At 38.7% G+C, this 24604-nt stretch carries 28 protein-coding genes and 1 other RNA gene; 9 read left to right on the top strand and 20 right to left on the bottom strand.

The features are described from left to right. Nucleotides 1–2: 2 nt before the first annotated feature. The 4 genes from corA to CLV48_RS04070 all read right to left on the bottom strand — a co-directional run bounded on the left by corA (nucleotide 3) and on the right by CLV48_RS04070 (nucleotide 3523). Nucleotides 3–1013 carry a magnesium/cobalt transporter CorA gene (gene corA, locus CLV48_RS04085; protein WP_331528701.1) on the bottom strand — a complete coding sequence of 337 codons (1011 nt, stop codon included), beginning with the start codon at nucleotides 1011–1013 and terminating at the stop codon, nucleotides 3–5. After that, the gene (locus CLV48_RS04080; RefSeq protein WP_106566137.1) at nucleotides 1010–1384 is read right to left on the bottom strand and encodes a response regulator; all 375 of its coding nucleotides are present in this window, start codon (nucleotides 1382–1384) and stop codon (nucleotides 1010–1012) included. Before CLV48_RS04080 ends, corA begins: the two co-directional genes overlap by 4 nt. 189 nt (nucleotides 1385–1573) lie before the next feature. Next, the gene (gene groL / locus CLV48_RS04075; RefSeq protein ID WP_106565917.1) at nucleotides 1574–3202 is read right to left on the bottom strand and encodes a chaperonin GroEL; all 1629 of its coding nucleotides are present in this window, start codon (nucleotides 3200–3202) and stop codon (nucleotides 1574–1576) included. 42 nt (nucleotides 3203–3244) lie between these two features. Beyond that, nucleotides 3245–3523, bottom strand: coding sequence for a co-chaperone GroES (locus tag CLV48_RS04070; RefSeq protein ID WP_106565916.1), 279 nt, complete (start codon nucleotides 3521–3523; stop codon nucleotides 3245–3247). A 218-nt stretch (nucleotides 3524–3741) separates the two neighbouring features. Between CLV48_RS04070 and CLV48_RS04065 the strand changes: the two genes are divergently transcribed. After that, nucleotides 3742–4449: a hypothetical protein gene (locus tag CLV48_RS04065; RefSeq protein ID WP_106565915.1), complete on the top strand. Its 708-nt coding sequence runs from the start codon at nucleotides 3742–3744 to the stop codon at nucleotides 4447–4449. Between the two features lie 55 nt (nucleotides 4450–4504). Here the strand turns inward: CLV48_RS04065 and secG are convergent, their stop codons facing one another. The 10 genes from secG to ffs all read right to left on the bottom strand — a co-directional run bounded on the left by secG (nucleotide 4505) and on the right by ffs (nucleotide 12721). Continuing rightward, nucleotides 4505–4879 (bottom strand): preprotein translocase subunit SecG, encoded by a 375-nt coding sequence (gene secG, locus CLV48_RS04060; RefSeq protein ID WP_106565914.1) that lies wholly within the window; start codon nucleotides 4877–4879, stop codon nucleotides 4505–4507. Between the two features lie 3 nt (nucleotides 4880–4882). Then, on the bottom strand, nucleotides 4883–5848 hold the full coding sequence (locus CLV48_RS04055) for a hypothetical protein (RefSeq protein ID WP_106565913.1): 966 nt from the start codon (nucleotides 5846–5848) through the stop codon (nucleotides 4883–4885). A 37-nt stretch (nucleotides 5849–5885) separates the two neighbouring features. Further along, nucleotides 5886–6428 carry an LPS assembly lipoprotein LptE gene (gene lptE / locus CLV48_RS04050; protein WP_106565912.1) on the bottom strand — a complete coding sequence of 181 codons (543 nt, stop codon included), beginning with the start codon at nucleotides 6426–6428 and terminating at the stop codon, nucleotides 5886–5888. Beyond that, entirely contained in the window at nucleotides 6415–7698 is a 1284-nt protein-coding gene (locus CLV48_RS04045) for a sigma-54 interaction domain-containing protein (RefSeq protein WP_106565911.1), read from the bottom strand. The genes lptE and CLV48_RS04045 overlap by 14 nt, the downstream gene beginning before the upstream one ends. Nucleotides 7699–7713: 15 nt before the next feature. Next, complete coding sequence (miaB, locus tag CLV48_RS04040; protein ID WP_106565910.1) at nucleotides 7714–9177, bottom strand: tRNA (N6-isopentenyl adenosine(37)-C2)-methylthiotransferase MiaB; 1464 nt, start codon at nucleotides 9175–9177, stop codon at nucleotides 7714–7716. 171 nt (nucleotides 9178–9348) lie between these two features. Beyond that, a complete protein-coding gene (locus CLV48_RS04035; protein ID WP_106565909.1) occupies nucleotides 9349–10749 on the bottom strand; it encodes a S41 family peptidase in 1401 nt (466 codons plus the stop codon). 101 nt (nucleotides 10750–10850) lie between these two features. After that, nucleotides 10851–11564 (bottom strand): cell division ATP-binding protein FtsE, encoded by a 714-nt coding sequence (locus CLV48_RS04030; protein WP_106565908.1) that lies wholly within the window; start codon nucleotides 11562–11564, stop codon nucleotides 10851–10853. A 2-nt stretch (nucleotides 11565–11566) separates the two neighbouring features. Beyond that, nucleotides 11567–11770 (bottom strand): fructose-6-phosphate aldolase, encoded by a 204-nt coding sequence (locus tag CLV48_RS04025; protein WP_106565907.1) that lies wholly within the window; start codon nucleotides 11768–11770, stop codon nucleotides 11567–11569. A 117-nt stretch (nucleotides 11771–11887) separates the two neighbouring features. Next, nucleotides 11888–12547, bottom strand: a complete 660-nt coding sequence (gene fsa / locus CLV48_RS04020; protein WP_106565906.1) for a fructose-6-phosphate aldolase — start codon at nucleotides 12545–12547, stop codon at nucleotides 11888–11890. Nucleotides 12548–12634: 87 nt separating this feature from the next. Beyond that, an RNA gene (ffs, locus tag CLV48_RS04015) (signal recognition particle sRNA small type) lies at nucleotides 12635–12721 on the bottom strand. Nucleotides 12722–12863: 142 nt separating this feature from the next. Between ffs and CLV48_RS04010 the strand changes: the two genes are divergently transcribed. Then, on the top strand, nucleotides 12864–13157 hold the full coding sequence (locus CLV48_RS04010) for a hypothetical protein (protein ID WP_106565905.1): 294 nt from the start codon (nucleotides 12864–12866) through the stop codon (nucleotides 13155–13157). Between the two features lie 48 nt (nucleotides 13158–13205). Here CLV48_RS04010 and CLV48_RS04005 read toward each other — a convergent pair whose 3' ends face one another. The 6 genes from CLV48_RS04005 to CLV48_RS03980 form a co-directional block, all read right to left on the bottom strand. Next, nucleotides 13206–14399: a hypothetical protein gene (locus CLV48_RS04005; protein ID WP_106565904.1), complete on the bottom strand. Its 1194-nt coding sequence runs from the start codon at nucleotides 14397–14399 to the stop codon at nucleotides 13206–13208. A 10-nt stretch (nucleotides 14400–14409) separates the two neighbouring features. Continuing rightward, nucleotides 14410–15237 carry a type 1 glutamine amidotransferase gene (locus CLV48_RS04000; protein ID WP_245889478.1) on the bottom strand — a complete coding sequence of 276 codons (828 nt, stop codon included), beginning with the start codon at nucleotides 15235–15237 and terminating at the stop codon, nucleotides 14410–14412. A gap of 251 nt (nucleotides 15238–15488) precedes the next feature. After that, complete coding sequence (locus CLV48_RS03995) at nucleotides 15489–16595, bottom strand: carboxylate-amine ligase (RefSeq protein WP_106565902.1); 1107 nt, start codon at nucleotides 16593–16595, stop codon at nucleotides 15489–15491. A 2-nt stretch (nucleotides 16596–16597) separates the two neighbouring features. After that, complete coding sequence (locus tag CLV48_RS03990) at nucleotides 16598–17554, bottom strand: ATP-grasp domain-containing protein (protein ID WP_106565901.1); 957 nt, start codon at nucleotides 17552–17554, stop codon at nucleotides 16598–16600. Between the two features lie 14 nt (nucleotides 17555–17568). Next, the gene (locus CLV48_RS03985; protein ID WP_106565900.1) at nucleotides 17569–18282 is read right to left on the bottom strand and encodes an esterase family protein; all 714 of its coding nucleotides are present in this window, start codon (nucleotides 18280–18282) and stop codon (nucleotides 17569–17571) included. Between the two features lie 165 nt (nucleotides 18283–18447). Then, nucleotides 18448–18957 carry a gamma carbonic anhydrase family protein gene (locus CLV48_RS03980; RefSeq protein WP_106565899.1) on the bottom strand — a complete coding sequence of 170 codons (510 nt, stop codon included), beginning with the start codon at nucleotides 18955–18957 and terminating at the stop codon, nucleotides 18448–18450. Nucleotides 18958–19097: 140 nt separating this feature from the next. Between CLV48_RS03980 and CLV48_RS03975 the strand changes: the two genes are divergently transcribed. The 7 genes from CLV48_RS03975 to CLV48_RS03945 all read left to right on the top strand — a co-directional run bounded on the left by CLV48_RS03975 (nucleotide 19098) and on the right by CLV48_RS03945 (nucleotide 24560). Further along, the gene (locus CLV48_RS03975) at nucleotides 19098–19814 is read left to right on the top strand and encodes a YceI family protein (RefSeq protein WP_106565898.1); all 717 of its coding nucleotides are present in this window, start codon (nucleotides 19098–19100) and stop codon (nucleotides 19812–19814) included. A 71-nt stretch (nucleotides 19815–19885) separates the two neighbouring features. Beyond that, nucleotides 19886–21151, top strand: coding sequence for an anthranilate synthase component I family protein (locus tag CLV48_RS03970; RefSeq protein ID WP_106565897.1), 1266 nt, complete (start codon nucleotides 19886–19888; stop codon nucleotides 21149–21151). After that, on the top strand, nucleotides 21130–22215 hold the full coding sequence (gene dinB, locus CLV48_RS03965; RefSeq protein ID WP_106565896.1) for a DNA polymerase IV: 1086 nt from the start codon (nucleotides 21130–21132) through the stop codon (nucleotides 22213–22215). Before CLV48_RS03970 ends, dinB begins: the two co-directional genes overlap by 22 nt. Before the next feature lie 90 nt (nucleotides 22216–22305). Further along, a complete protein-coding gene (locus CLV48_RS03960) occupies nucleotides 22306–22611 on the top strand; it encodes a rhodanese-like domain-containing protein (RefSeq protein ID WP_106565895.1) in 306 nt (101 codons plus the stop codon). A gap of 81 nt (nucleotides 22612–22692) precedes the next feature. After that, a complete protein-coding gene (locus tag CLV48_RS03955) occupies nucleotides 22693–23631 on the top strand; it encodes a sterol desaturase family protein (RefSeq protein ID WP_106565894.1) in 939 nt (312 codons plus the stop codon). Then, entirely contained in the window at nucleotides 23631–23879 is a 249-nt protein-coding gene (locus CLV48_RS03950) for a hypothetical protein (RefSeq protein WP_106565893.1), read from the top strand. Before CLV48_RS03955 ends, CLV48_RS03950 begins: the two co-directional genes overlap by 1 nt. 345 nt (nucleotides 23880–24224) lie before the next feature. Next, nucleotides 24225–24560, top strand: a complete 336-nt coding sequence (locus CLV48_RS03945) for a rhodanese-like domain-containing protein (protein WP_106565892.1) — start codon at nucleotides 24225–24227, stop codon at nucleotides 24558–24560. The last annotated feature ends 44 nt before the right edge of the window (nucleotides 24561–24604 follow it).

Genomic DNA, 24604 nt, shown 5'->3' with positions numbered 1-24604 from the left:
CCTTAAAACCACCTTTTTCTCTTAAAGTAAATCACCATCAAGATTGAAATTCCAAGAAAAATGGACCATGTAAACCAATAACCATATTCCCATCTCAATTCCGGCATGTTTTCAAAATTCATCCCATAAACACCTGCCAAAAAGGTAAGAGGAATAAAAATAGTGGCAATGATGGTCAGTGTTTTCATGACATCATTTTGTCTTAGGGAAATGTTGGTCATAAAGATCTCCACCAGTGTGGTGATAGACTCTCTTTGCATCTCGAGATTATCCATGATCTGAACCGTTTGTTCATAAATATCATTGATAAAGGGTATTGTTCTCCTTTTGATCAGGAATGATTCTGTTTTTTTGAGTGTTGAAAGCAGTTCTCTAGTTGGCCAGATTACTTTTTTGAGCAGCTGAATGGATTTTCTTTGGGTATAAATTTCTCCAAGTTTTATCTTTTTGTCTTCATGGATTATTTTTTCCTCAAGAATTTCTATGTGATTAGTTATTTTTTCCAAAATGGAGTAGTATTCATTCACAATCGAATCCAGGAGGGTATAAGCAAAATAATCTGTCCCATGTTTACGGATTTTCCCAAAGGGATTTTCAAGTCTGGATCTAATCCCATCAAAAACATCGAAGGAATTCTCCTGGAAGGAAATGACATAGTTTTTTCCGAAGACAATACTGATTTGTTCTGTTTCCAGATCAGCAATATCGGTTCTGGTATAAAGCATTTTAACTACTACCAGAATAAAATGGTCAAAAACTTCTACTTTTGGCCTTTCCTGAGTATTAAGAATATCTTCAAGGGCCATGCTATGAATATCAAAAATGCCCTTAATTTCATTTAGGAGTTCTGTATTATGAAGGGTGGAAATATTCAGCCAAAATTTATGCTCTTGATCTAAAAAGGGAAGTATCTGTTTAAGATCAGTGATATGATGTTTTTCAAAATGACCTTCCCCGAAACAGATCAACTCAAGGCTTATAGGATTATCTTCTTTGGAAGCTGGATCCATCATAAAATACTTTTCATTTTCTCAACGGTAAGCGGTTTTTCCAAAAACGCTTCTACAATACCGTAAGATAATGCTTTTTCCCTGTCCTGAAAATCTATGGAGCTGGATAATACAACTATTTTGTCATTACGGTCTTTGAATTTTTCCATATAAAAATTTAAAAAATCCCAACCATTCATTACTGGCATATTGATGTCCAGTAGGATTAAAATTTTACTGTCTTTACCAAACTCTTTAATACGGTTCAAAGCATTTTCTGCTTCCAAAAATTCTTCAACTTGATCCCCTATATGCATTTTTCTTATCAATCTCTTATTGATCAGGTTATTGACCGGGTCATCATCTACAAGAATAATGGACTGATAAGTAGCCATGGGCATCGGGTTCACAAAAAGAAAATAACAGTTTATTTAGAATCCAGTTCCAAATATATACAATTAACGTTAGCTTGATGGCTAATGATATTTATTTCTTTCCTAAATCTATTGAACTAGTAGGTTTATTACAAGAGTGAAAAAAAAGGGAGCAATCTGCTCCCTTTTTTTCACTTGAATGGTTTTGAATTACATCATTCCGCCCATTCCTCCGCCGCCCATTGGAGGCATAGCTGGAGAATCTTCTTTTACATCAGCTACCACACATTCAGTAGTCAGCAATAGGGCTGCAATAGACGCTGCATTTTCCAAAGCCAATCTGGTTACTTTTGTCGGGTCGATTACACCGGCCTCAAATAGGTCTTCGTAAACGTCCGTACGCGCATTGTAACCGTAGTTTCCTTTGTTTTCTTTAATTTTATTGACAACCACAGAGCCTTCGCCACCGGCGTTTTCCACGATGGTTCTCAATGGCGCTTCGATAGCTAATCTCACGATGTTAACACCAGTATCCTGGTCTTCATTGTCACCTTTAACATTGTCCAGAGCAGAAGAAGCTCTTACCAAAGCAACACCACCACCTACTACTACACCTTCTTGTACAGCAGCTCTTGTAGCATGCAGGGCATCATCTACTCTGTCCTTTTTCTCTTTCATTTCAACTTCAGTGGCAGCACCAATGTACAGGATAGCTACACCACCTGACAATTTGGCCAATCTTTCCTGAAGTTTTTCTCTATCATAATCAGAAGTAGTCTTCTCTATTTGAGACTTGATTTCAGCAATTCTAGCCTGAATATGGCTTGACTCACCGGCACCATTGACAATGGTTGTATTATCTTTGTCAATATTGATTTTCTCTGCAGTACCTAGGTAATCTACAGTAGCGTTTTCCAATTTATAACCTCTTTCTTCAGAGATAACAGTTCCACCTGTTAGGATGGCAATGTCTTCCAACATCGCTTTTCTTCTGTCGCCGAAGCCTGGAGCTTTAACAGCAGCTACTTTCAAAGCACCTCTGATTTTGTTTACCACCAAAGTAGCCAAAGCCTCTCCGTCTACATCTTCAGCGATGATCAACAACGGTTTACCGGACTGTGCCACTGGCTCAAGAATTGGAAGCAATTCCTTCATGGAAGAAATTTTCTTGTCATAGATCAGGATATAAGGCCTGTCCAATTCAGCTTCCATTTTCTCAGTGTTGGTCACAAAATATGGAGAAAGGTAACCTCTGTCAAACTGCATACCTTCTACAGTTCTCACTTCGGTTTCGGTACCTTTTGCTTCTTCTACAGTGATCACACCGTCTTTGCCTACTTTATCCATCGCATCGGCAATCATTTTACCGATTTCATCGTCGTTGTTGGCAGAAACAGTAGCTACCTGCTGGATTTCTTTGCTAGTTGAGATGGCTTTTGAATTCGCTTTCAATTGTGCTACTACGGCAGCAACAGCTTTGTCAATACCTCTCTTAAGATCCATTGGGTTAGCACCTGCAGCTACGTTTTTGATACCCGCATTGAAGATGGCCTGTGTCAATACAGTTGCTGTTGTAGTACCGTCACCTGCATTGTCTGCAGTTTTGGAAGCTACTTCTTTTACCAATTGTGCACCCATATTTTCGATTGGCTCAGCCAACTCGATCTCTTTTGCCACAGAAACACCGTCTTTAGTGATGGTAGGGGCACCAAATTTTTTGTCAATGATTACATTTCTACCTTTAGGACCCAAGGTAACTTTTACTGCATCGGCAAGAGCGTCCACACCTTTCTTCAATCTGTCTCTTGCGTTGGTATCGAAAAATAATTCTTTAGCCATTTTTTTGTTCTTTTAGGTTTTTTGAATGTTTTTGATAGATGATTATAAAATTGCAAAGATGTCTGACTCTCTCATGATAAGGTAGTCATGACCATCTACAGATAGTTCCGTACCGGCATATTTGCCATAAAGTACAGTGTCACCTACTTTTACAGTCAATGGTTCATCTTTTTTGCCGTTTCCTACTGCTACTACAGTTCCTCTTTGTGGTTTCTCTTTTGCAGTATCCGGGATGTATAGACCGGAGGCAGTTTTCTCTTCAGCTGCAGCAGGTTCTACCAGAACTCTGTCTGCAAGAGGTTGGATGTTAACTTTTGACATAATTATTAAACTGTTTAAGGTTAGTTCTAAAATGTTACAAACCCAAATAAACATTTCCTGTGCCAATTTGCTTATCCATTTTAAACATGACATAAAGGCGTAAAATCTGTCAGCTTTGTGTCAGTCTTTTTTTTCAAAAAAATATCTCTCTGTCAATTTTTCCCCACTGCTTTTTTCTTTTGTCAGTTTTTCTTAAATTTTTGTCAAAGAATAAGCCTATGAAAACCTTGTCAGAAAATTGGATCACAGAAGGTTGGATTGATTTTGAATATAAGAAATACATTTTATTGGCCTACCTTCAACACGTAGAGAATCAATTCAAGGAAGTAAAACTTTACCCACCATTGGCAGAGCTTATCCAGCATTATTCCAAGCTAAAGACCTTTTCTGAGAATAAGGAAAACCTCAAGTCTTCCTTCCCCAAATTGCTCCAGGGTCCTGACCTTCAGCAAATGAAATTAAGGTATAAACCTCTGGTATTTGACGATGAACTGATGAAGCAATTGGAGGAAATTGTGTCATACTCCCTTCCCCAGATCAAGAAAGCGATTGAAGAAGGGAAAACAATATATGATTTCCTAGAGCAGGAAATGTCCATTGAACCTGTCGGTCTCTCGCCCATTTACCAAAAGGAGGGGTACGCACTTCTTTCATTTGAAAAAAGCAAGGAAATCTATGTGTATAGATATAAAGTCAACCTGTTCCAAACAAGCTTGGATTCTTTCAAAGGAATCATGATGCAGCTGATTCAAAAAGTAAGGAAAAGCATAAGCCAAACTTTTGAGCAGATCAAGTTGGACCTGATTAAAACTTACAAAGAACTACCAAATCCTGCTACATATAGGATTCACAGCCCACATGCCATTCCCTTACAGGAAAGTTTTCTACCGATTAGCAAGCGCTTGTTATTAAAAACAGTAGAGTAGGGGCAAAAAAAAAGAGGCTGTTAAGTAACAGCCTCTTCTAATATATGCTTTGATTTTATTCATTTTCTGTATTTCCTTCCCCTTCTTCTTGTGCAGAGGAGTCATCACTGCTGGAAGGAAGTAGGCTTTCTACATCACCAAAAGTAGGGTTGATAACCTGCTTCTTAGCGCTTTCGATATTCGGTGAACTGAAATCGCCACCATTTTCTTTGCTGTAAAATGCAGAGGAGGTCAGGGATAAAACCAAGATGGCAATAGATAGTACCCAAGTTGATTTTTCAAGGATATTGCCAGTTTTAGTTACACCCATAATTTGAGAAGCACTGCCTCCAAAAGCTGCGCCGACACCACCTTTGGAATCCTGTGCAAGGATGACCAAAACCAACAAAACAGCTAATACTATTATAATACTGATGAGTAAGGTAAACATATGTTAATCTTTATTTTCTTCCAATTCTTTAATCAGGTCCGCAAAATAAGTGTTTTTATCCGGAAACTTCACCATTAATTTCTTATAAATTTCTTTTGCCCTATCTTTTTTCCCCTGCTTGGTCAAAATTTTAGCATAGGATTCTGTGATAAGAGAAGAATTCAGTTGGGTACTCTTTTCAGAAAGGTCATCCTGTTTCTGGATTTCTTCAATTTCCTTTAGTGTAGCCAGTTTGATTTCTTTCTTGCTGAACGCCCTGATGATATCGATTTGCTCAAGTTTCTTTTTGTCCAGGATCTCTTTTTTCTCCTTCTTCTTGATTGACTCTATCAGTTCATCCTTATAATGATTTCTTCTCTTTGGTTTTTTAGTAGCTTCCTCGCTTTGCTCTTCAGTTTTTATTTCTCCTTTTATTTCAGTTGGGCTTTCTTCTGAAATGCCCTTTGTCACATCTTTTTCAACAATTGGGGTAGTTGTTTTGATGGATTCATTTTGGATTTCAGGCTTTTTGTCTAAACTTTCCAGCTTTTCCAAAGCTTTCAGTTTACTTTGAGCGAGGTCCTCACCAAGTTTTTTCAGTGTTGCAGTGAGATCTTTGGTACTGGCGACTTTTTTATTGTCAGGAATGAGATGACCTTCCAGATCATCGATGAAATTTTTACCATCCTCTGCCTTTTTCTGGTCCTCCAGTTCTTGTATTTGTTTGGAGAGGGTTATGCTTTGCTCCTCAAAAAACTGATCAGTTTCAACAAGTTTTTTTAACCATGACCTATCCGGAGAAGTTACTGCAGCCCAAGGAAGGATTTCAATTTCACTTCCTGTAGATTTTTTGAACTCGTATTTTGCCAATAAAACTTTAGGAATCTGGAAATAAGGGAATGTCTCATGCAGCTTGAGAAGTTCCGTCACATCATCTTTATTTAGATGTTGTGCATTTTGAATGATTCCAAGAAGCTGTATCGGATTCACTGTTCTAGATTTAGTTTTTTGCTCAATTTACTAATTTTTACCAATTGGCAACTGTGGCCGTAAAAATATCCTGGATAATGCTATCGAAAATTTCCTCTATCAGTACACTTTCAACCTGTAAAATTGAAGTTGTCCTAGGGTCATAATCTTTGAAGAAAGAAAAGCTCCGCTTTAGACTTTCCTCTTCTTTTACCGTATTCACATATTCCACCTCTACAGTTATACTCAGTCTCATCTGGCCAGCCCTGTCCGGAAGATTGGGGTCTCTGGTACTTACAGTGGCCTGTGGTGTAATGGTATATCTGGTAATTGCCCCTGCAAATTGAAGATCACCATTGTTTCTTACCAGTTCCAATTGGGTATTTCTCTGGTAAAAATCCTTCAGGGATTCTGTAAAGTTCTGCTCCATATTGGCAGGTCCCCCTCCTGAATCATTGAAGAAGTTTTCTACAGAAAAAGTCTTAATGACATTGTAATCAATATTGGTACCGGTAAAGCTATAACTTATCGAACAGGCCTGTATTGTCCACAAGGTTAGGAGAAGCAATACCCCGGCCAATATATTTCTAATCGATGTCATACTGTTTGATTTTTCTGTACAAAGTTCTTTCAGATATACCGAGGTCACTCGCTGCATATTTTCTTTTGTTATTATGCTTCCTGAGAGCCTTAAGGATCATTTCTTTTTCTTTTTTCTCCAGGGAAAGCGAATTATCATCTTCCTCATGGATGATATCCTCTATTGCCTCATCTTCATACAAATTATCTTCATCTGCTGATTTTTGCGTATCCAACACAATGGGTACATTGGATGATTGGACCGGAGGGCTATGTTGCTCAAATGAAACAGGAGATTCTAGATCTTCAAAAAGCGTCTGATGCTTATTGATAATATTTGCATTGAGGCCTCCGGATTGATAGGTTTCGAGAACCAACTTTTTTAACTCATTCATGTCCTTTTTCATGTCAAAAAGGACTTTATAAAGTAATTCCCTCTCTGTAAAATCCGTAGATTCCCCAGCACCTGTTCCAGCAAATACAGCAGGAAGTCTTGTCTGATTGGTAGGTAGGTATTTTGAAAGGGTAGGGGAATCTACTTCCCTTTCCTGCTCCAATAACGATACCTGTTCGGCTATGTTTTTCAACTGGCGTATATTTCCCGGAAAAGGAAAACGCAACAACGCCTTCTTTGCATCTTCGGTCAGTGAGATGGGTTTTACATTGTATTTTTCAGAAAAATCTGTAGTGAATTTCCTGAAAAGCAGTATCATGTCTTCACCTCGTTCCCTTAAAGGAGGGACATATATGGGAACGGTGTTTAACCTGTAATATAAATCTTCCCTGAATTTACCTTTTTCAACTGCTTTGATCAGATTGACATTAGTGGCCGCAATGACGCGGACATTGGTTTTTTGTACTTTGGAAGAACCCACCTTGATGAACTCCCCGTTTTCCAATACCCTAAGCAACCTGGCCTGGGTACCCAAGGGCATTTCTCCGATTTCATCCAAGAAAATGGATCCACCGTCCGTTACCTCAAAATATCCCTTTCTGGCTTCATGTGCACCAGTGAAAGAACCTTTCTCATGTCCAAATAATTCTGAATCAATTGTACCTTCGGGAATAGCTCCGCAGTTAATTGCTATAAATTTGCCATGTTTCCTCGTACTCAAAGAGTGGATGATCTTGGAAAAAGATTCTTTACCACTGCCACTTTCCCCTGTTATGAGTACAGTCATGTCAGTTGGTGCTGCCTGCATGGCCACAGAAATGGCGTGATTAAGCAATGGACTGTTGCCAATTATGCCGAATCTTTGTTTTACACTTTGGATTTCAGATGCTGAAAACATAGAATGGAAATGATTTTAAGCTACAACTTCCCCAAAAAGTGTGGCTGCAGAACAATCCAGGATTCTTACATTGACGTAATCGCCCTTTTTAAGAGTACCGTCATTAGGAATAATTACCACTTTATTGGCTGAATTTCTTCCTTTAAGTTGATCCTCAGATCTTTTTGAATTCCCTTCAATGAGGATTTCCTGTACTTTGCCTATATCCAGTCTGTTCCTCTCTAAAGAAAGTGCTGTCTGTTTTTCAATGATCTCTGCCAACCTCTTCTTCTTCACATCCAAAGGAATGTCATCTATATACTTTTTGGCGGCAAGGGTGCCCGGTCTTTCAGAGTAAAAGAACATGTAAGAGAAATCGTATTTTACAATGTCCATCAAAGTCAATGTATCCTGATGCTCTTCTTCCGTTTCTGTGCAGAAACCGGCTATCATATCAGAGGAAATTCCACACTCATCACCTAATATTTCTCTAATAGCACGGACCCTGTCCAAATACCATGCTCTGTCATATGTTCTGTTCATCAATTCCAATACCCTGGAGTTGCCACTCTGCACTGGTAGATGGATATATTTGCAGATATTGTCGTACTTCTTCATGGTGTACAATACCTCGTCGGTGATATCCTTAGGATGTGAGGTAGAAAATCTAACCCTCAATTTAGGATCCACTAAGGCCACCATTTCCAGGAGATTGGCAAAATTTATTACCTGAGAAACTTCCACTTCTTTTTTGTTCAGCCTCGCTTTGTTGTTTTCTTCAGGGGACCATTTGTAAGAATCTACATTCTGGCCTAAAAGTGTTACTTCCCTGTATCCTTTTTCAAATAATTCTTTAGCTTCATTTACTATGGAATGTGGATCCCGGCTTCTTTCTCTACCTCTAGTAAATGGAACAACACAGAATGAGCACATGTTGTCACATCCTCTCATGATTGAAATGAATGCACTAACTCCGTTGGAATTTAACCTTACAGGAGAGATATCAGCATAGGTTTCTTCTCTTGACAAGAAGGTGTTTACTCCTTTATTCCCATCTTCTGCGGAAGATACCAAATTGGGCAGATCCCTGTAGGCATCTGGGCCTACAACAATATCCACTATTTTTTCTTCTTCAAGCAATTTGTCTTTCAAGCGCTCTGCCATGCAGCCCAGAACACCAATAGTAAGCTCAGGTTTTGTTTTTTTGACAGAATTGAAATGGCTAAGCCTGTTTCTAACTGTTTGTTCTGCTTTTTCACGGATTGAGCAAGTGTTGAGAAAGATTACATCTGCTTGCTCAAAGTCCGATGTGGTATCAAATCCATTGTCTTTCATAATAGAGGCCACAATCTCAGAATCAGAGAAGTTCATTTGGCAGCCATATGATTCAATGTATAACTTTTTTGATTTACCGGTATTTTCTTCTTCCGTTGTCTTGAAATCGCATGCCTGTGCCTCTTCCGGTGCGATGAAGTCTATGTCCTTGATGAAGTTTTCCATTTTTTATCGTAATTCAGGATGCGAAAATAAGAAAATACCGACAAAATGACAGGGATTTTTGTGACATATATTGTTATTATTCCTCAATGATTAGGGAGATTGAAAAAATGAACAGAGTAAAAATGATAACCATGCCTCCTTTATTTGCTTGTAGAAGGCATGGTTGATTGCTTATGGATGATTTTTGATACTGATTTTATTTTCGATTATTTGGCCGAACCTGATTTTATCTTCAAATGAACTGCCCATATCAGACCTTTCTACCAATTTAACCCGCGCACCTACTCCGGTGATTTGTTGGATCGCTAAACTTAAAAGGTACTCATTACGATCTCCTAAAGGTAAAAGCACTTGCTGTGAAAGTTCATTCGCTTCTACATTAGGAACAAACCCATTGATATAATCAGAGTTACCATCCCTATTGAATATCATGGTTACAATAGGTAAAATTCCATATTTATTATCTGGATTATCTTCATCTTCAAAAGGGATCGAACCAACATTTTTGCCCACTGTCCTGCCTCCAATAAGGAATACATTCATAAAAGGTTTCAAACCGTTGATAATCAGTTCACTTGCAGAAGCTGTTCTGCCCGAGGTTATGATGTGAACCCTGTTGCCTTCAAGGATATTTCCTAAATTCTGCATTTTGGTATTGAATCTTCTTATCTCCAAATCCCGGATTTGTTCAAATTGGGAAAGGAAACTGTTGTATTTTGTTCTCGAGAATATATCCTGAGAAGTAACATTTGGAGCTATTAAACTTGCCAAATTGACTGCGCTACCCACAAAGCCTCCTCCATTGTATCTGAAATCCAAGATGAGGTGATTGATTCCTTCTGCCTTAAATCTCCCGAAAATTTCATCCATTTGCTGGTCATATTGGTTGCCTCCATTCACCCCAGGAGCAAAGAAATGGTATATGACATATCCTATTTTTTGATTATTAACTGTGTAGATTGTGTCCAAAAAATTCGGATTTTCAGAAAGTATTACCGTTTCCAAGGAAACTTGTGGCTGAGGACGATAGGAGTTGCTAGCAGTGTCAAATCTAAAGAAGTTCAATGTATGGGCCGATGACCTTTGTTTCAATAAATTCTGATAATTGCTCAAGGTCAGCGTCTGACCATTGATCTGCGTGATAATATCACCCCTTAATAATCCAGCCGATTGGGCAGGACTTCCTTTTTTGGTATAAACTACGAAGGCGAGAACATTTTCATTCTGGTTACTTTCCCTGGCCAATAGAATTTCATATCCTGCTTCTCTGCTCACACCCTGAAGGCTGTTTATCAATTCTTGATAATCCGGATAAATTGCTGAAAAACGATCGGTGGGCCTGTTCAATAAAGACTCAAAATAATCCTCGGGATCCGAATCTTTTGAAATAGGGGTACGCATGTCTTCTAACCAATAATAAACCTCGTCCATAACCTCCTTGATCCATTCATTAGTTGCTACATTGGCTGAGGCTATTGGCTGATCTTCTTTATCCTGGCAAGAACCTAATGCGAATACCAAAATAAATGCCCATAAGGGCCAAGTAAGATTTTCCCTGAAATGTTTTTTCATTATTGCACTCTTTATTTATAAAAACCAACAAACTACTGTTAAAGTTTAATTACATCAAATTCTTTTAAAAATGAAACTAAAATGGAAAAAAAAAACACCTTTTAATAATAAGAGGTGTCTATGCTTATGTCTGAAGTTTTGCTGTCCAGCAGTTTGCCTTTCTCGCACTTAAGTACCCGATAGGGATATTTTCTAAGGAGGTCATGATTATGAGTGGCCATCAATACTGCCGTACCTTCTTTGTTGATTTCCTGAAACAATTTAAATATACCATCTGCCACATCTGGATCAAGATTACCTGTAGGCTCATCAGCCAATAAAATGGAGGGTTGGTTGATCAATGCCCTGGCTATTACCACGCGCTGTTGCTCTCCACCCGAAAGTTGATGGGGCATCTTGGAAGAAGCATCTGCCAGCCCTACTTTTAAAAGTACCTCAATCATCCGGTTTTTCATTTTGGACTTGTCCTTCCAACCTGTGGCCTTCATGACAAAAAAGAGATTTTCTGCCACAGACCGATCGTGAAAAAGTTGGAAATCCTGGAATACAATGCCTAATTTCCTTCTTAGGAAAGGAATTTCTTTCTTTTTGATTTTGTCCAGTTCAAATCCTACAATTTGCCCTTTTCCCATTTTTAAAGGAAGGTCTGCATACAGTGTCTTGAGTAAAGAACTTTTTCCACTTCCCGTCCTTCCAATCAAAAAAACAAATTCATCTTTTTCAATTGTGAAATCCACATCCTGAAGTATGGCATCAAGGCCTTGAAAAACACAGGCTTTTTGTATATGTATGATGGGTTCACTTGTAAAGACCATGGTTATAGTTCCAGTTTTTGAAGTTTTCCAAAAGGCAATTCATTGATCAAAGCTTCCAAGGCATCTTCTTTTCCTTCCAAACCAAATTTTTCAAGGTTTTTCATAGGACGATCTGCCCGGAAATAAGCCACCAAAACGAAATTTTCATCCCTGATCTGAATGTAATCCGGGATTTTGGCCTTGCCTTTGACTTTAATGATATACATGGAAAAGCGGTTTTCTAATTAATAGATGGTTCAAGTAGGTATTACTCAAAAGTTCTGGATTTGTTTCAAAACAAGAGGAGAGGTTTTTAAAAATAAAAAACCTCTCAATTGTTTCAATTATTTTCCTGCAGCTTTGGCATGATCCGCAAGGAACTGTGCCAGACCACTATCAGTCAAAGGATGATTCAATAATCCTGTGATTACTTTTAAAGGACAGGTAGCTACATCAGCTCCAATTTCTGCACACCTGATCAGGTGCATGGTATGCCTTATTGATGCAGCTAATACTTGAGTAGCGAATCCGTAATTTTCATAAATATTGACAATTTGCTCAATAAGGGCAATTCCATCATAAGAAATATCATCTAATCTGCCCACAAAAGGAGAAACATAGGTTGCACCGGCTTTTGCTGCCAAAATAGCCTGTCCTGGTCCAAAAATTAAGGTGCAATTTGTTCGGATACCCTCGCTGCTGAAGTATTTAATGGCTTTTACGCCATCTTTAATCATTGGGATTTTGACGACGATTTTATCATCAATTTTTGCCAATTCTTTGCCTTCTTTGATCATGCCTTCAAAATCAGTGGCAATTACTTCTGCACTCACATTGTCATCCACAATATCACAAATAGCTTTGTAATGTGCTCGGACATTTTGTTCTCCACTGATGCCTTCTTTGGCCATTAGGGAGGGATTGGTAGTTACACCATCCAAGACACCAAGGTCATAAGCTTCTCTGATTTCACTTAGGTTGGCGGTATCGATAAAGAATTTCATAGGAAAAGAGTGGTTTTTTTGTTTAGCCAACAAAGTTAAAGGAATAATGGGGAAATGGAAGATTGTAAAATCGAAAGATGGTAAAAAAAAAGAGCGGCATCGCACCGCTACAACCGCCTACCCTTGCTTCCTTCCGGACCTGGGGGATTCAGCAGGAGCTGGTCGTGCCGCTTGGGTACAAAGGTACGTCAATTTTATATTCCTGCAATAATCTTCAAAAAATAAGTGACTGTTTAATGCTAAAACCCTAATTTTCAGTACTAAATTTTATGGCAAAGTTTTTGATGGGTTTTAGGTGGAAAAAACAAATTTTATTATGAAAAGAGTACTCGTTTTATTGGTAACAGTTGTTTTATTGGGTTCTTGTGGGGTAAGACCTGAGTTTCAGCAAGGAATGACTGAAAATAAATTCTTGAGACAGAATAAGGGCGCCGTCCTTTCTGGAATTGATGGAAAGCAGAAGACTTACAGAGTTAATAGGGAAGATAGATTTTATGTGCTTGCCACCTTTGAAGATGGAGTATTGGTCAAGCTTGAGGAAAAAGAACTTGCTCCGGCATGGATGCAAAACCAACCTGTAAATTCTTCCGATGGCAATCGAAGAAATTGAAAATAATGGATTTAAGTTTGCCCGGGTGATGTAAATCCCCGGGTTTCTTTATTTTTTCTCAAAAAGACCAATGGTGCCTCCTACCCAATCCTTGTCTTTATTGAATTTAACCCCAATCATTTCTCCCCGGCTTAATCGGACCACATTGCCTACAAATGTTGGGTTTTCATCTTTTTCAGGCCAAAGACAAAGTATTCTGACTTCTGCTTTTACGTAGCCTTCCATGGATTTTATGACCGGTTTATAATGGACTTTTTTCTGAAGCACATAGAGGTCTTTGTCCTGGACAGAGTCAATGTCGGTACGGTTGACATGGTATATGACCCCGGATCCCGAAAAAGAAAAAAGGGGTTTAAGTACATAGTTTTCCAAATCCTCTGGGATTTCTTTTAATTCACTAAGCAATTTGGTCTCAATAAAATAAGGGCCTTCTAGGTAGGGGAGGATAAATTTGCTGATTCTGTAAAACCAATTGGGATGCCCTGCCCATTCCACTTCCAATTCATCCATAAAGGAAAATTGTAATTGAAGGTCTTTTCTGCTTTCCAATTCATCAAAGATGACCCGATTGTAGATCCTTTTGATCAGAATTTCTTTTCCTTCCTGATTCTTATAAAAGAGCTGCTTTTCTTTCTTAATTACCTCTGTAACGCATACCACCGATATCCCCAGTTCTTTACGGCAGTAATAAAAATCAATTTTTGTATTCTGTTTTTCCGGTTCAATTTCCAAAAGCACTACATTTTCAGGATCATTTCCGTTGAGTATAGTCCTTTCTAATAATTGGTAATACGTGGATTCATCTATCCCGTTCAAATAAGGAGTAAGTCCATTCAAAAAGGGGTAATACTTAATGAATTTTTTGTAAAGATTGGGCTGAAAATTAAAAATAGAAGGAAATCCTTGTGCTTCAATAAGTTTTGGGACTATTTCTCCATTCTCCTCACAGATTCCAAAATCTATCGCCAAAAAGTTGCTGTGTTGATCCTCATTTGGGACATTATAATTGACTAACAAGGAATTGTCTGTCAATGATTTGAATTGTGCTTTCTTCACAAATTCAATCAATTGCCTGCATCCTTCCAAAATCTGGGATTTCAATTTGTCTGAAATGAAGAAAGGAGTCTCTGCTATTCTAAAAGTAGGCAAGTAATTGAAATCACCTGCAATGTCATTTAACATTGCCTGATATTTTTCTTGGCTAAAATTGCTGTTAAAAAGTTCCCGGTATTTTTCTACCATAAGTTTATGATTATACTAAAACACTTTCCTGCTCCCTTATTTTTTGGATGGACCTTCTCAGGAAATTGGGGATAAGGGTTTCATTCGTTTTGTAAATAGTGTGTTCTTCAACCACATGTTCCAACATGAAAAGGTATTTTGCTTTGCCCTTTAAGGCAATGATTTCCTCTCTAACTTCATGTTTTTTCAAATGGTTGAAAAATCCTACAGGATCAGCTTCTGGATGGAATTGAGTTCCTACCAATTCATCTGAAAAACGGACCCCCATAATTGCCCGTTCATATTCCACATGGTTCCTGATTTTTTCCAAGGCGATGATTTGTGCCCCCATCTCTTTGAACTTCTTGGGATGAGGTTTCACAACCTGGTAATCACGTGAATCAATGGCCCAAAAAGGATTTTCCAATCCCTCAAACAGAGGATCATTCATTCCTTCTTCAGTCTTGTGAACAGTCAGGACACCAAAAGAAGTAGATTTCCTTTTATTCACTTCGGCCAAACCAAAATGCTTTACGGCCATCTGAAATGAATGACAAATGAAAAGCATGTATTTCTTTCGGGTATGAATTTGGTTCCATTGGTAAATATCATCCAAGAGTTGACCGAATTTTGCATCCCAGATTCCATCGCATTCCAATGGATTTCCGGGGCCTCCTGAAGAAATAAACAAATTGTAATCTTCAAAATTGGGCAATTCATGCTTTTGCCTGACATCGAAAACATCAAGTCTTAGCTCTTCCGGAAACCTCCCCACAATATCATGTATGCAGCGCATGCCCTGATTGGGCTTTCCATTATACATGTCCAATAAAGCAATCTTGATTTTTTCTTTCATCATGATTCAGTTTGAATCCCGAAATTTAAGCCGAATTCCTCAATCTATCTACCAATAACAGGGTATTTGAATGATCACTCTGAAGAAGTAAGAGTCTCGCAAAAATTGAAGAGACCTTTTTCCGTCTGTGTCGGATCGGTGTGTGGTATAATATTGGCATTACCTTCTTTGTACATTTTACTAAATGTAAAATCGCATAATGATTAAATTTAAAGCAAAAGAACAACTTACAGTTGTCCTTAATTTCCCTGAATCTATAGCCCTTTTGTAAATTCACCTACTATGAAATCGACCACATTTTTAAGGTCCTGTTTTTCATGAAAGACTTTGAGCTGCCTGTCAGCGCCAGTACCATCAGCTAAGATTTTATGAATATAATTAATATCATCCCGGCTACCCAATTCATCAACCACATCGTCAATAAATTCCAGCAATTCGAGCATTAATGCCTTGTATTCTACTTCTTTTTTCTGGCCAAAATCAATCATCAATCCTTCTGTTCCATACCTTGCTGCTCTGAATTTATTTTCTCGGATCAATGCAATCCTGTAGATATTGAAGCTTGTGTTCATTAAATACATTTTGTATAATTTGGCTACAACTGCTTGAATTAGAGCTACTATACAGATTGTTTCATCCACGGTAAGACACATGTCGCAAATCCTAAATTCTATGGTACTGAAGAATGGGTGCATCCTCAGGTCCCACCAGATTTTTTTTGGATTGTCAATACAATTTGTTTTGACCAAAGTGTCCAGGAAATTGTCATATGCTTGTACTGAATCGAAATATTCAGGCAGGCCAGTTCTTGGAAATTTGGCAAATACATGTGCCCGATAAGCTTTGAAGCCAGTATATCTACCTTCCCAAAAAGGGGAGTTGGTGGATAAGGCATAAATATGTGGGAGAAAATAGCAGGCCTGATTCATTATCTGCAAGGCGATTTCTCTGTTTTCAATACCCACATGCACATGCAAACCAAAAATCAGGTTGGACCTGGCAGTATCCTGCAGTTCATTGATGATCATGTGGTACCTTGGATCATCAGTAATAGGCTGGTCCTGCCATTTCGAAAAGGGATGGGTTCCCGCAGCACCTACAACTAGGTTTTGTTCAGCTGCTAGATCTACGATTTTTTTCCTTAAGAAGGATACCTCTTTTCTGGCATCTGCAACATTTTGACAGATATTGGTACCTACTTCCACCACAGATTGATGCATTTCAGCCTTTACCTGCTCTTTTAAAAATATTTTCGCCCCATCTACAATTTTTGACATATGGGACCTTAAATCCCTGGTTTCGGGGTCAATAATCTGATACTCTTCTTCTACACCAAGAGTAAAAACGGGTAATTTTCTCATTTTCAGAATCTTTTTGCCATGCTGACTGCATCTTTCATAAAAGTACCCCAAGTGAGGTTGATTTTTCCGGGCTTTTGGGCCTTTGCATAGGATATGGCCATTTTGGCGGCTTCTTCCACCACCCAATCAAAATTTTCCTGGCCTACAGAATTCACATCCGCATCCGGAGCAGGGTTCCCAAAATCAATGGCATAAGGTATCCCCTCCCTGACTGCGAATTCCACAGTATTGAAATCATAACCTAATCCCTGGCAAAGCCGAATAGTATATTCCTTCACTTGGGCCAATAATTTTTTTGCAGCAGGGGGACGGTTAACCACATAGCGTAAATGGTGTGGGTTTCTGGGTTCATATTCCATAATCCTTACCGCTTTACCTCCCAAACAATACACCCTAAAATATTCTTCAAACTGGATTTCTTCTTGAAGAAGCATAACCAGCTGACCTGTTTCTCGGTGTTTTTGGAAAAAATCCTCTTTATTTTCAAGGCGGTACACATTTTTCCAACCTCCCCCTGCATAAGGTTTCATGTAGGCAGGAAATTGAACATAGTCAAAGATAGCTTCCCAATCCAATGGCATTTTCAGGTTTCTAAATGATTTGGAGGTGGTATCAGTAGGATGCTCAGCGGATGGAAGAATAGCTGTTTTTGGAAGCGGAACCCCTAGCTGATCTGCAAGACAGTTGTTAAAAAACTTATCATCTGCACTCCACCAAAATGGATTGTTTATTACCGCTGTTCCTGTAAGTGCAGCATTTTTCAGGTAAGTCCTGTAAAAAGGAACATCCTGGGAAATCCTATCTATAATTACTGCATAATCGGTCAGGCTGTTTTGATAAACTTTGTCTATCAAAACCGGCTCTGCAATTATTCCACTTACTTTTTTTTCATTGACCCTTTCAACAAACGCATGGGGAAAAGTATCTTCCATGCCAAAAAGAATTCCTATTTTTTTCATAAATAATATTTTGATTAGTTGAACTTGATTCTTGACAAATAATGGGGGAACATTTCCTTCCAAACCGGCCAATCATGATGACGGTCCTTTCTGACGTCCAGCCAATGGCGTATCCCTTTGGATTCCAGTACATCGCTCAATTTGATATTGGAATCGAAGCAGATGTCCCAATTGGAAGTTCCAAGGACAATGTCCATCTTCCATAATTCACCATCATGTAATCCTGGTAAAAACTCCATTGGGGAATTGAAATATATATCCTCATGTTGATAAGCGTCCATGAAATTCCTGATTTCGAAAGCACCTGACATGGAAAACATATGACTTACATATCCTGGATGGCGGAAGGCAAAATTTGCAGCATGGTATCCTCCAAAGCTACAACCCGCCACTGCGACCTTTCCGGTACCTGTATTGTGCCTAATCTTTTCAACAATTTCATATGTAATCAATTTGTCATAAGCAATGTGGTTTTGTATCCGTTGATGTGGATGGATATGCTTGTTGTAGAAGCTGTTACGATCATTGCTTTCAGGACAGAAAATCTGAATTAAACCCTGTTCCAGATACCAATGGGCCGAACCTACAAGTCCCATATCTTTGTTTTCATGAAATGAACCCATTGAGGTAGGAAAAATGATAACCGGGTAACCCTTATGTCCAAAAACCAGCATTTCTACCTCCCGGTGGAGGTGGGGAGAGTACCACTTAAAGTATTCTTCTTTCATATTTTCTGATTCACGTTTAAATAAAAATAGTGGGCTTTTGGTGATATGCAAAAAAATATGGGCAAAGAATTTTAGTGAGGAAGAAAATAAGGAAATTACAGAATTTTCTTCCAGATGAATGGGTGATTTATGCTAAAAATGAATTTTTTATTTTTTCTTAATTGGTCATTTGAACCAATCTGCATACATAGGGTAATTGCGGGCCGTCCTTTGGATTACTTCCAGCATTTCAGGTCCTATGTCCTTTACTTTCTTGGCCGGCATTCCTGCATAAATGCTGTTAGCTTCCACTATTGTTCCTCCTAATACCACAGCACCTGCAGCAATGACCGCTCCTGAGTGGATTACAGCATTATCCATAACAATCGCACCCATACCAATTAATACATTGTCATGAATGGTACAGCCATGAACAATGGCATTATGGGCTATAGATACATTGTTGCCAATATAGGTTCCTGCTTTTTGATAAGTACAATGGATGACTGCTCCATCCTGAATATTGGTATCATTGCCGATCCGGATCTCATTTACATCAGCCCTGACCACTGCATTGAACCAGACAGTACAGTTTTTTCCCATCTTTACATCTCCTACAATTGTTGCATTATCCGCCAACCAGCAGTTTTCTCCAAACTCCGGATTGTATCCCCTTACACTTTTGATTAAAGCCATTTTTTTTCAGGTTGATTTTCTGATGTTTATGAATTTTAAAGCTTCAAAGTTATTTTTTTTTAAAGACTTGTGAACTTTTTTTAGCGCTTTTAGTTTTTCGTGTATATACATTTAATTCACGAAACTAAAATTCAAAAATTATGAAATTATTGCAAAAAACTGGTTTGTTTATTGCAGCAGCATTAATGGTAGTTGCTTGTGGTCCTGGTAACAATACCGTGGAAACTGGTGATGCTCAAGAAGTAGCAGCTGGTTCTGGAATGACCTTGGCTGTAGATGCTTCTTCCAGCAAAATCAACTGGACAGGTTACAAGCCTGCAGGAAAACACTGGGGTTTTATCCCTTTGACTGAAGGCGAAGTAATGGTAGAAGGTGAGTCTTTGACAGGTGCAAGGTTTGTATTTGACATTACTGGCCTAAAGATAGAAGACATGGAGGAAAGCAATGAATTCTATGGTAAACTTTGGGGTCATTTGCAGTCTGCAGACTTCTTTGATGCTGAAAACCACCCACAGGCGGTATTCGAATTGACCGCAGTAGAACCATTCTCTGCCGGATCAATTCAGGACAAAGAGGAATTTGTGACAGAATATACTCCTGCCAAAGACTCTGAATTGAGCTCTAATCCAACTCACTGGATTTCCGGTAACCTGACCATGAGAGGAGTAACCAAAAACATCAAATTTCCTGCAACTGTGTCTATTGCCAATGGTAGTGTAGCTGCCAAAGCCGGCTTCAACATTGACAGAACAGCTTGGGGATTGGCTTATGGTGACGAAAGCAATGCTGTTGACAAAGCCAAAGATCAATTTATTTACAACACAGTAAGTGTTCAGTTTGATATTCAAGCCAACTGATCCAAAGTTTTAGTAGAAAAAGAGGAAGCGCAAGTTTCCTCTTTTTTTTGTCTTTACTTTAACTTTGTCCCATGACTTTCTTTTCAAAAATTCCTATTCCTCCAAAAGACAACTGGCTTTTTTGTTTGTTGGATTGGGTGGACAGGCACTACAGCCATTTTTGTATTTTTAGAGATTATCAGGTGGGGTACCCGTTTGGTGGCTTCCCAAACAAAATCCAGGCTGGACAACTGAGTGTCGGTATGGATCAGGCAGTAGGACTAATGGGTAAGTCTGAGCTTGTAGGGATAATCTCTTATGATTATAAAAACCAAATTGAGTCCTGTACGAGTCTCAACACGGAGCTGATAAACTGCCCTGAAGTGGTATTCTTTGTGGTTGAACTAACTATTGAATGGGATTCAAATTTTATTTTTTTCAAAAGTGGCAGGGAGCTCCATTTTGAGAGTTTGTTTGAAAGCCATTATCATTCCAATCCTAAGGTTTCGATTGAAGCTTTAACAGGAAAGGAAAAGTATATACAGGATGTACTTGCTATCAAGAGCCACATCGAAGAAGGGGATATCTATGAAATGAATTATTGCATGGCATTTGAATTCGAAGAGAAAAACTGGAGTCCCATAATTGGATTTTTAGAGCTCATTTCAGTTTCTCCTATGCCGTTTTCAGCCTTATTTAAAGCCCAAAATACATTTTTGATCTGTGCTTCGCCCGAGCGGTTTCTAAAGAAAAATGGAAAGCGGCTGATTGCACAGCCGATTAAGGGAACTGTCAAAAGAGGTAAGGATCGGGAAGAAGATGAAATATTGAAAAACAAGCTTTTCACTTCTGAAAAAGAAAGAGCAGAAAACCTGATGATTGTAGATCTGATGCGCAATGACTTATCCAAAGTCTCACGGACAGGTACGGTTATGGTGGATGAATTGTTTGGGGTTTATGCATTCCCAAGGGTGCATCAGATGATTTCTACCGTCAGTTCAGAATTAAAAGATGGTATTAATTTCAAGGAAATCATTCATGCTTCATTTCCTATGGGCAGTATGACAGGTGCCCCCAAAATCAAATGCATGGAATTGATAGATCGATACGAAAATTTCAAAAGATCTTGGTTTTCTGGGGCTTTGGGTTATGTTGATCAAAATGGTGATTTTGATTTCAATGTGGTAATCAGAAGTATTATTTTTGATAAGGCATCCGGGAAGGGTTATTTTGCAGTAGGAAGTGCCATCACCTTTGATGCAGATGCAGGCTATGAATTTGAGGAATGTTACCTCAAAGCTTCAGCCATTTTGGAGATTCTGAATAAAAATGGAGAATGGAAAAAATCAGGAAAATAATCCATGTCGATATGGATGCATTTTATGCTTCTGTAGAGCAAATGGATAATCCTGATCTGATAGGAAAGCCTGTGGCAGTTGGTGGAAACCTCGAAAGGGGGGTAGTGGCAGCCGCATCTTATGAAGCCAGAAAATTCGGGGTGAGGTCTGCCATGTCCGGTAAAATAGCAGCTTTGAAATGCCCTCAATTGATTTTTGTCAAACCTAGATTTGAAAGATACAAAGAGCTTTCCTACCGGATCAGAGATATTTTTTATGATTATACCGATCTTGTGGAGCCACTTTCCTTAGATGAGGCTTTTTTGGATGTAACAGAAAACAAGGTCAACAATCCTTCCGCCACCCTGATTGCCCAGGAAATAAGGAAGAGAATCAGGGAGGAAGTTGGTCTTAATGCTTCTGCAGGAATTTCCTACAATAAGTTTTTGGCCAAAACAGCCTCAGATATCAATAAACCCAATGGTCAGGCTGTGATTCTTCCAAAACAAGCTGAGGCATTTCTTGAGAAATTACCCATTGAGAAATTTTTTGGAATTGGGAAAGTTACTGCCGAAAAAATGAAAGAAATAGGAATTCATAATGGTTATGACCTGAAGCAGTACTCTCTGCAATACCTGACCAAGCGCTTTGGCAAATCCGGCCTGCATTTTTATAATATAGTTAGGGGAATCCATTTATCAGAAGTCCAACCCAACCGCGTCCGGAAATCACTCAGTGCAGAAAATACTTTTGAGAAGGATCTGATGGGGAGAGAGCAATGGATTCCGGCATTGATGGAGATTTTTGAAGAACTGAAGAGGCGGATCGAAAAGAGTGGTATCAAAGGAAGGACAGTAACCTTGAAAATCAAATACCGGGATTTTACAATCCATACCCGAAGCAAAACCTTTGAACAATACCCGGAGGAGGAAAAAATCCGTCAAGCGGTAATTGAGCTTTTGGAACAGGAAGAGCTTAGCTTGCCCGTCAGACTGTTTGGAATTGGGCTTTCCAATCTTAATATTGAAATAGAGCATTCACATTTTGGGAAGCAATTATGGATTGATTTTGAAAATCCAAAGTAAAATCATACCCTATTGTAACTTACATCACATTTTTCCGCTTGGGTAATAAATATCTTTGTTTGAAACTATAACCTAAATAAGCCCAACTATATGGAAAATGTACTGATTGCACTTTCTGTGGCTAGCAATGCCTTTTATTCCACTTTTGCATTACAGTTTGAGCCATTAGCCAATCAAGCCACTTTTGGTCAATTAAAAATCAAGCAATTTGAAGATGCGGTCAATATTCCCTTAGTGGAATTGAAAAATAGAGTAGGGAAATTCCCTACCGATAAACCTACAGTGGCGCACAGGGGTACCGGATGCCGACCCTCAATTGGCAGCAGTATCATCCAAAATGCGCTCAAAAATCCAAAAGGCCTTGATATGAAGTCATATTTCATGGTCTTAAAATAATATTAGTTGTGGTTTATGGGAGTAACGAAAGAGGGCAATCGCGTGGATTGTCCTTTTTCTTTAAATTTGAGAAGTTGAATTATGGAAAAATACATTAAAATCATTCTGGATTCTTACTACGGGTATTTCAATTACCTGGTCAATGAGATGTTTTATCCAACCTGGAAAAACTATTTCTGGTGGCTTTTGGGCCTATCTGTTGGGGTTTGGCTTTTGGAGATTTTTTTTCCTTGGAGAAAGAAGCAGGCCATTTTCAGAAAGGACTTCTGGTTAGATGGTTTTTACATGTTTTTCAATTATTTCTTATTTTCATTGATTGCCTACAATGCCATCTCCAATGTGGCAGTGGAAGCTTTCAATGATTTCTTGGGGATTTTTGGAATAGAAAATATGGTAGCGCTTCATGTTGAGACCTGGCCAAGATGGATGCAGTTTTTACTTTTGTTTTTGCTGGCTGATTTTATCCAGTGGAATGTGCACCGACTACTTCACAGGGTACCAGCGCTTTGGGAATTCCACAAGGTTCACCACTCTGTGGAGGAGATGGGATTTGCGGCGCATTTGAGGTTTCATTGGATGGAGACCATTATTTACAAAACTGCCCAGTATATTCCCTTGGCGATGATCGGGTTTGGTCTGGAGGACTTTTTTATCGTGCATATCTTTGCTACGGCCATAGGTCATTTGAACCATGCCAATCTCAGAATTACATATGGTCCGTTGAAGTATATCTTAAATAATCCCATGATGCACCTATGGCATCATGTGAAGGAATTGCCCAAGGATAGAAAATATGGAGTGAATTATGGGATTACTTTGAGCCTTTGGGATTATTTGTTCAAAACAGATTACATTCCCCATGAAGGAAGGGATGAGGCTTTGGGTTTTGATGGAATGGAAGAGTTTCCCAAAACCTTCTGGACCCAGATTACCTATCCTTTTGTCAAATCGAAAAATGTGGATGGCGTACAGGCTCATCAGGCTGGCACATTGAAAAAGGGAACCTTAAAAATTAAATAATGAAAGAGACTATCAATAACTGGAGATTTGTCATCCTTTTGAGTTTGACATTGGGACTGCTACCATTTGTGCCTGAACCCCACATTTGGGGCAAGATCAAGTGGATCGCCGGAGGGGCCAAGGGAATGGCTGCTTTGGATTGGTTTGATTTTGTTTTCCATGGGATTCCATGGGTTTTATTGATCAGGTTAAGTATTATAAAGTTGGCCGAAAAGTTCAAAAAGCCAGCTTTAGACGGAGCGAAGTAAAAGGTTGAAATTTTGGTAACACCTTTTGGGGCCAATAGGTTTTCATAGTATTATGGTGTGTATTTACACCGTAATTACACAAGTATGTGACGACAAACAATTAAGGTAAATAACCATACTGTTACTTTTAGATAGAGGAAAATGGCTTTAGCTTAATTCTTTAAACGAAAGAAATAGATAAAATCAAAACCTGTAGCTCTTAACTAACCTCAATTAACTTGGTGCAAAAATTTTCTAGAATTTACCTGGTTAAACTGAAATCCCCCTTCATTTTACCTATGTGATCTAGGTTACTTTTTGGGAGACATGGGGATGCTAATTTTGTATCATAAACCAATAAGAACCATGTTTAATTTCTTTAGAACACAAGCTAAAAACTATACAGACCTCTCCAATGAGGATTTCAAAAAAGGTATGACTGCACCAGAGGCAGTAATCATTGACGTGAGAACAGCCGGTGAATTTCATTCCGGAAAAATCAAAGGTGCAAGAAACATCGATCTGATGAGCCCTGGATTTATGGGCCAAATCCAAAATCTCCCTAAGGATAAAAAATATTATATCTATTGCCGCAGTGGAAACAGAAGCGGTCAGGCATGTGATATCATGTCCCAATTGGGTTTCGAAAATACATATAATCTAGCTGGTGGCATCATGAGCTGGCCATATGAAATAGTTTAATTATTGATTGGGTTAAAAACCCGAAATACGAATTAGATTTTCTA

The sequence above is a fragment of the Cecembia rubra genome, from assembly GCF_003014575.1.
Lineage (GTDB): Bacteria > Bacteroidota > Bacteroidia > Cytophagales > Cyclobacteriaceae > Cecembia_A > Cecembia_A rubra.
The sequence above is the reverse complement of the archived record's forward strand: the minus strand, read 5'-3'. Positions and strand labels throughout refer to the sequence as shown.

What these genes read in the sequence shown, in the direction of transcription:
- corA (WP_331528701.1), bottom strand. Translation starts at nt 1,013, where the DNA reads ATGATGGATCCAGCTTCCAAAGAAGATAATCCTATAAGCCTTGAGTTG.
- CLV48_RS04080 (WP_106566137.1), bottom strand. Translation starts at nt 1,384, where the DNA reads ATGGCTACTTATCAGTCCATTATTCTTGTAGATGATGACCCGGTCAAT.
- groL (WP_106565917.1), bottom strand. Translation starts at nt 3,202, where the DNA reads ATGGCTAAAGAATTATTTTTCGATACCAACGCAAGAGACAGATTGAAG.
- CLV48_RS04070 (WP_106565916.1), bottom strand. Translation starts at nt 3,523, where the DNA reads ATGTCAAAAGTTAACATCCAACCTCTTGCAGACAGAGTTCTGGTAGAA.
- CLV48_RS04065 (WP_106565915.1), top strand. Translation starts at nt 3,742, where the DNA reads ATGAAAACCTTGTCAGAAAATTGGATCACAGAAGGTTGGATTGATTTT.
- secG (WP_106565914.1), bottom strand. Translation starts at nt 4,879, where the DNA reads ATGTTTACCTTACTCATCAGTATTATAATAGTATTAGCTGTTTTGTTG.
- lptE (WP_106565912.1), bottom strand. Translation starts at nt 6,428, where the DNA reads ATGACATCGATTAGAAATATATTGGCCGGGGTATTGCTTCTCCTAACC.
- CLV48_RS04045 (WP_106565911.1), bottom strand. Translation starts at nt 7,698, where the DNA reads ATGTTTTCAGCATCTGAAATCCAAAGTGTAAAACAAAGATTCGGCATA.
- miaB (WP_106565910.1), bottom strand. Translation starts at nt 9,177, where the DNA reads ATGGAAAACTTCATCAAGGACATAGACTTCATCGCACCGGAAGAGGCA.
- CLV48_RS04035 (WP_106565909.1), bottom strand. Translation starts at nt 10,749, where the DNA reads ATGAAAAAACATTTCAGGGAAAATCTTACTTGGCCCTTATGGGCATTT.
- CLV48_RS04030 (WP_106565908.1), bottom strand. Translation starts at nt 11,564, where the DNA reads ATGGTCTTTACAAGTGAACCCATCATACATATACAAAAAGCCTGTGTT.
- CLV48_RS04025 (WP_106565907.1), bottom strand. Translation starts at nt 11,770, where the DNA reads ATGTATATCATTAAAGTCAAAGGCAAGGCCAAAATCCCGGATTACATT.
- fsa (WP_106565906.1), bottom strand. Translation starts at nt 12,547, where the DNA reads ATGAAATTCTTTATCGATACCGCCAACCTAAGTGAAATCAGAGAAGCT.
- CLV48_RS04010 (WP_106565905.1), top strand. Translation starts at nt 12,864, where the DNA reads ATGAAAAGAGTACTCGTTTTATTGGTAACAGTTGTTTTATTGGGTTCT.
- CLV48_RS04005 (WP_106565904.1), bottom strand. Translation starts at nt 14,399, where the DNA reads ATGGTAGAAAAATACCGGGAACTTTTTAACAGCAATTTTAGCCAAGAA.
- CLV48_RS04000 (WP_245889478.1), bottom strand. Translation starts at nt 15,237, where the DNA reads ATGATGAAAGAAAAAATCAAGATTGCTTTATTGGACATGTATAATGGA.
- CLV48_RS03995 (WP_106565902.1), bottom strand. Translation starts at nt 16,595, where the DNA reads ATGAGAAAATTACCCGTTTTTACTCTTGGTGTAGAAGAAGAGTATCAG.
- CLV48_RS03990 (WP_106565901.1), bottom strand. Translation starts at nt 17,554, where the DNA reads ATGAAAAAAATAGGAATTCTTTTTGGCATGGAAGATACTTTTCCCCAT.
- CLV48_RS03985 (WP_106565900.1), bottom strand. Translation starts at nt 18,282, where the DNA reads ATGAAAGAAGAATACTTTAAGTGGTACTCTCCCCACCTCCACCGGGAG.
- CLV48_RS03980 (WP_106565899.1), bottom strand. Translation starts at nt 18,957, where the DNA reads ATGGCTTTAATCAAAAGTGTAAGGGGATACAATCCGGAGTTTGGAGAA.
- CLV48_RS03975 (WP_106565898.1), top strand. Translation starts at nt 19,098, where the DNA reads ATGAAATTATTGCAAAAAACTGGTTTGTTTATTGCAGCAGCATTAATG.
- CLV48_RS03970 (WP_106565897.1), top strand. Translation starts at nt 19,886, where the DNA reads ATGACTTTCTTTTCAAAAATTCCTATTCCTCCAAAAGACAACTGGCTT.
- dinB (WP_106565896.1), top strand. Translation starts at nt 21,130, where the DNA reads ATGGAAAAAATCAGGAAAATAATCCATGTCGATATGGATGCATTTTAT.
- CLV48_RS03960 (WP_106565895.1), top strand. Translation starts at nt 22,306, where the DNA reads ATGGAAAATGTACTGATTGCACTTTCTGTGGCTAGCAATGCCTTTTAT.
- CLV48_RS03955 (WP_106565894.1), top strand. Translation starts at nt 22,693, where the DNA reads ATGGAAAAATACATTAAAATCATTCTGGATTCTTACTACGGGTATTTC.
- CLV48_RS03950 (WP_106565893.1), top strand. Translation starts at nt 23,631, where the DNA reads ATGAAAGAGACTATCAATAACTGGAGATTTGTCATCCTTTTGAGTTTG.
- CLV48_RS03945 (WP_106565892.1), top strand. Translation starts at nt 24,225, where the DNA reads ATGTTTAATTTCTTTAGAACACAAGCTAAAAACTATACAGACCTCTCC.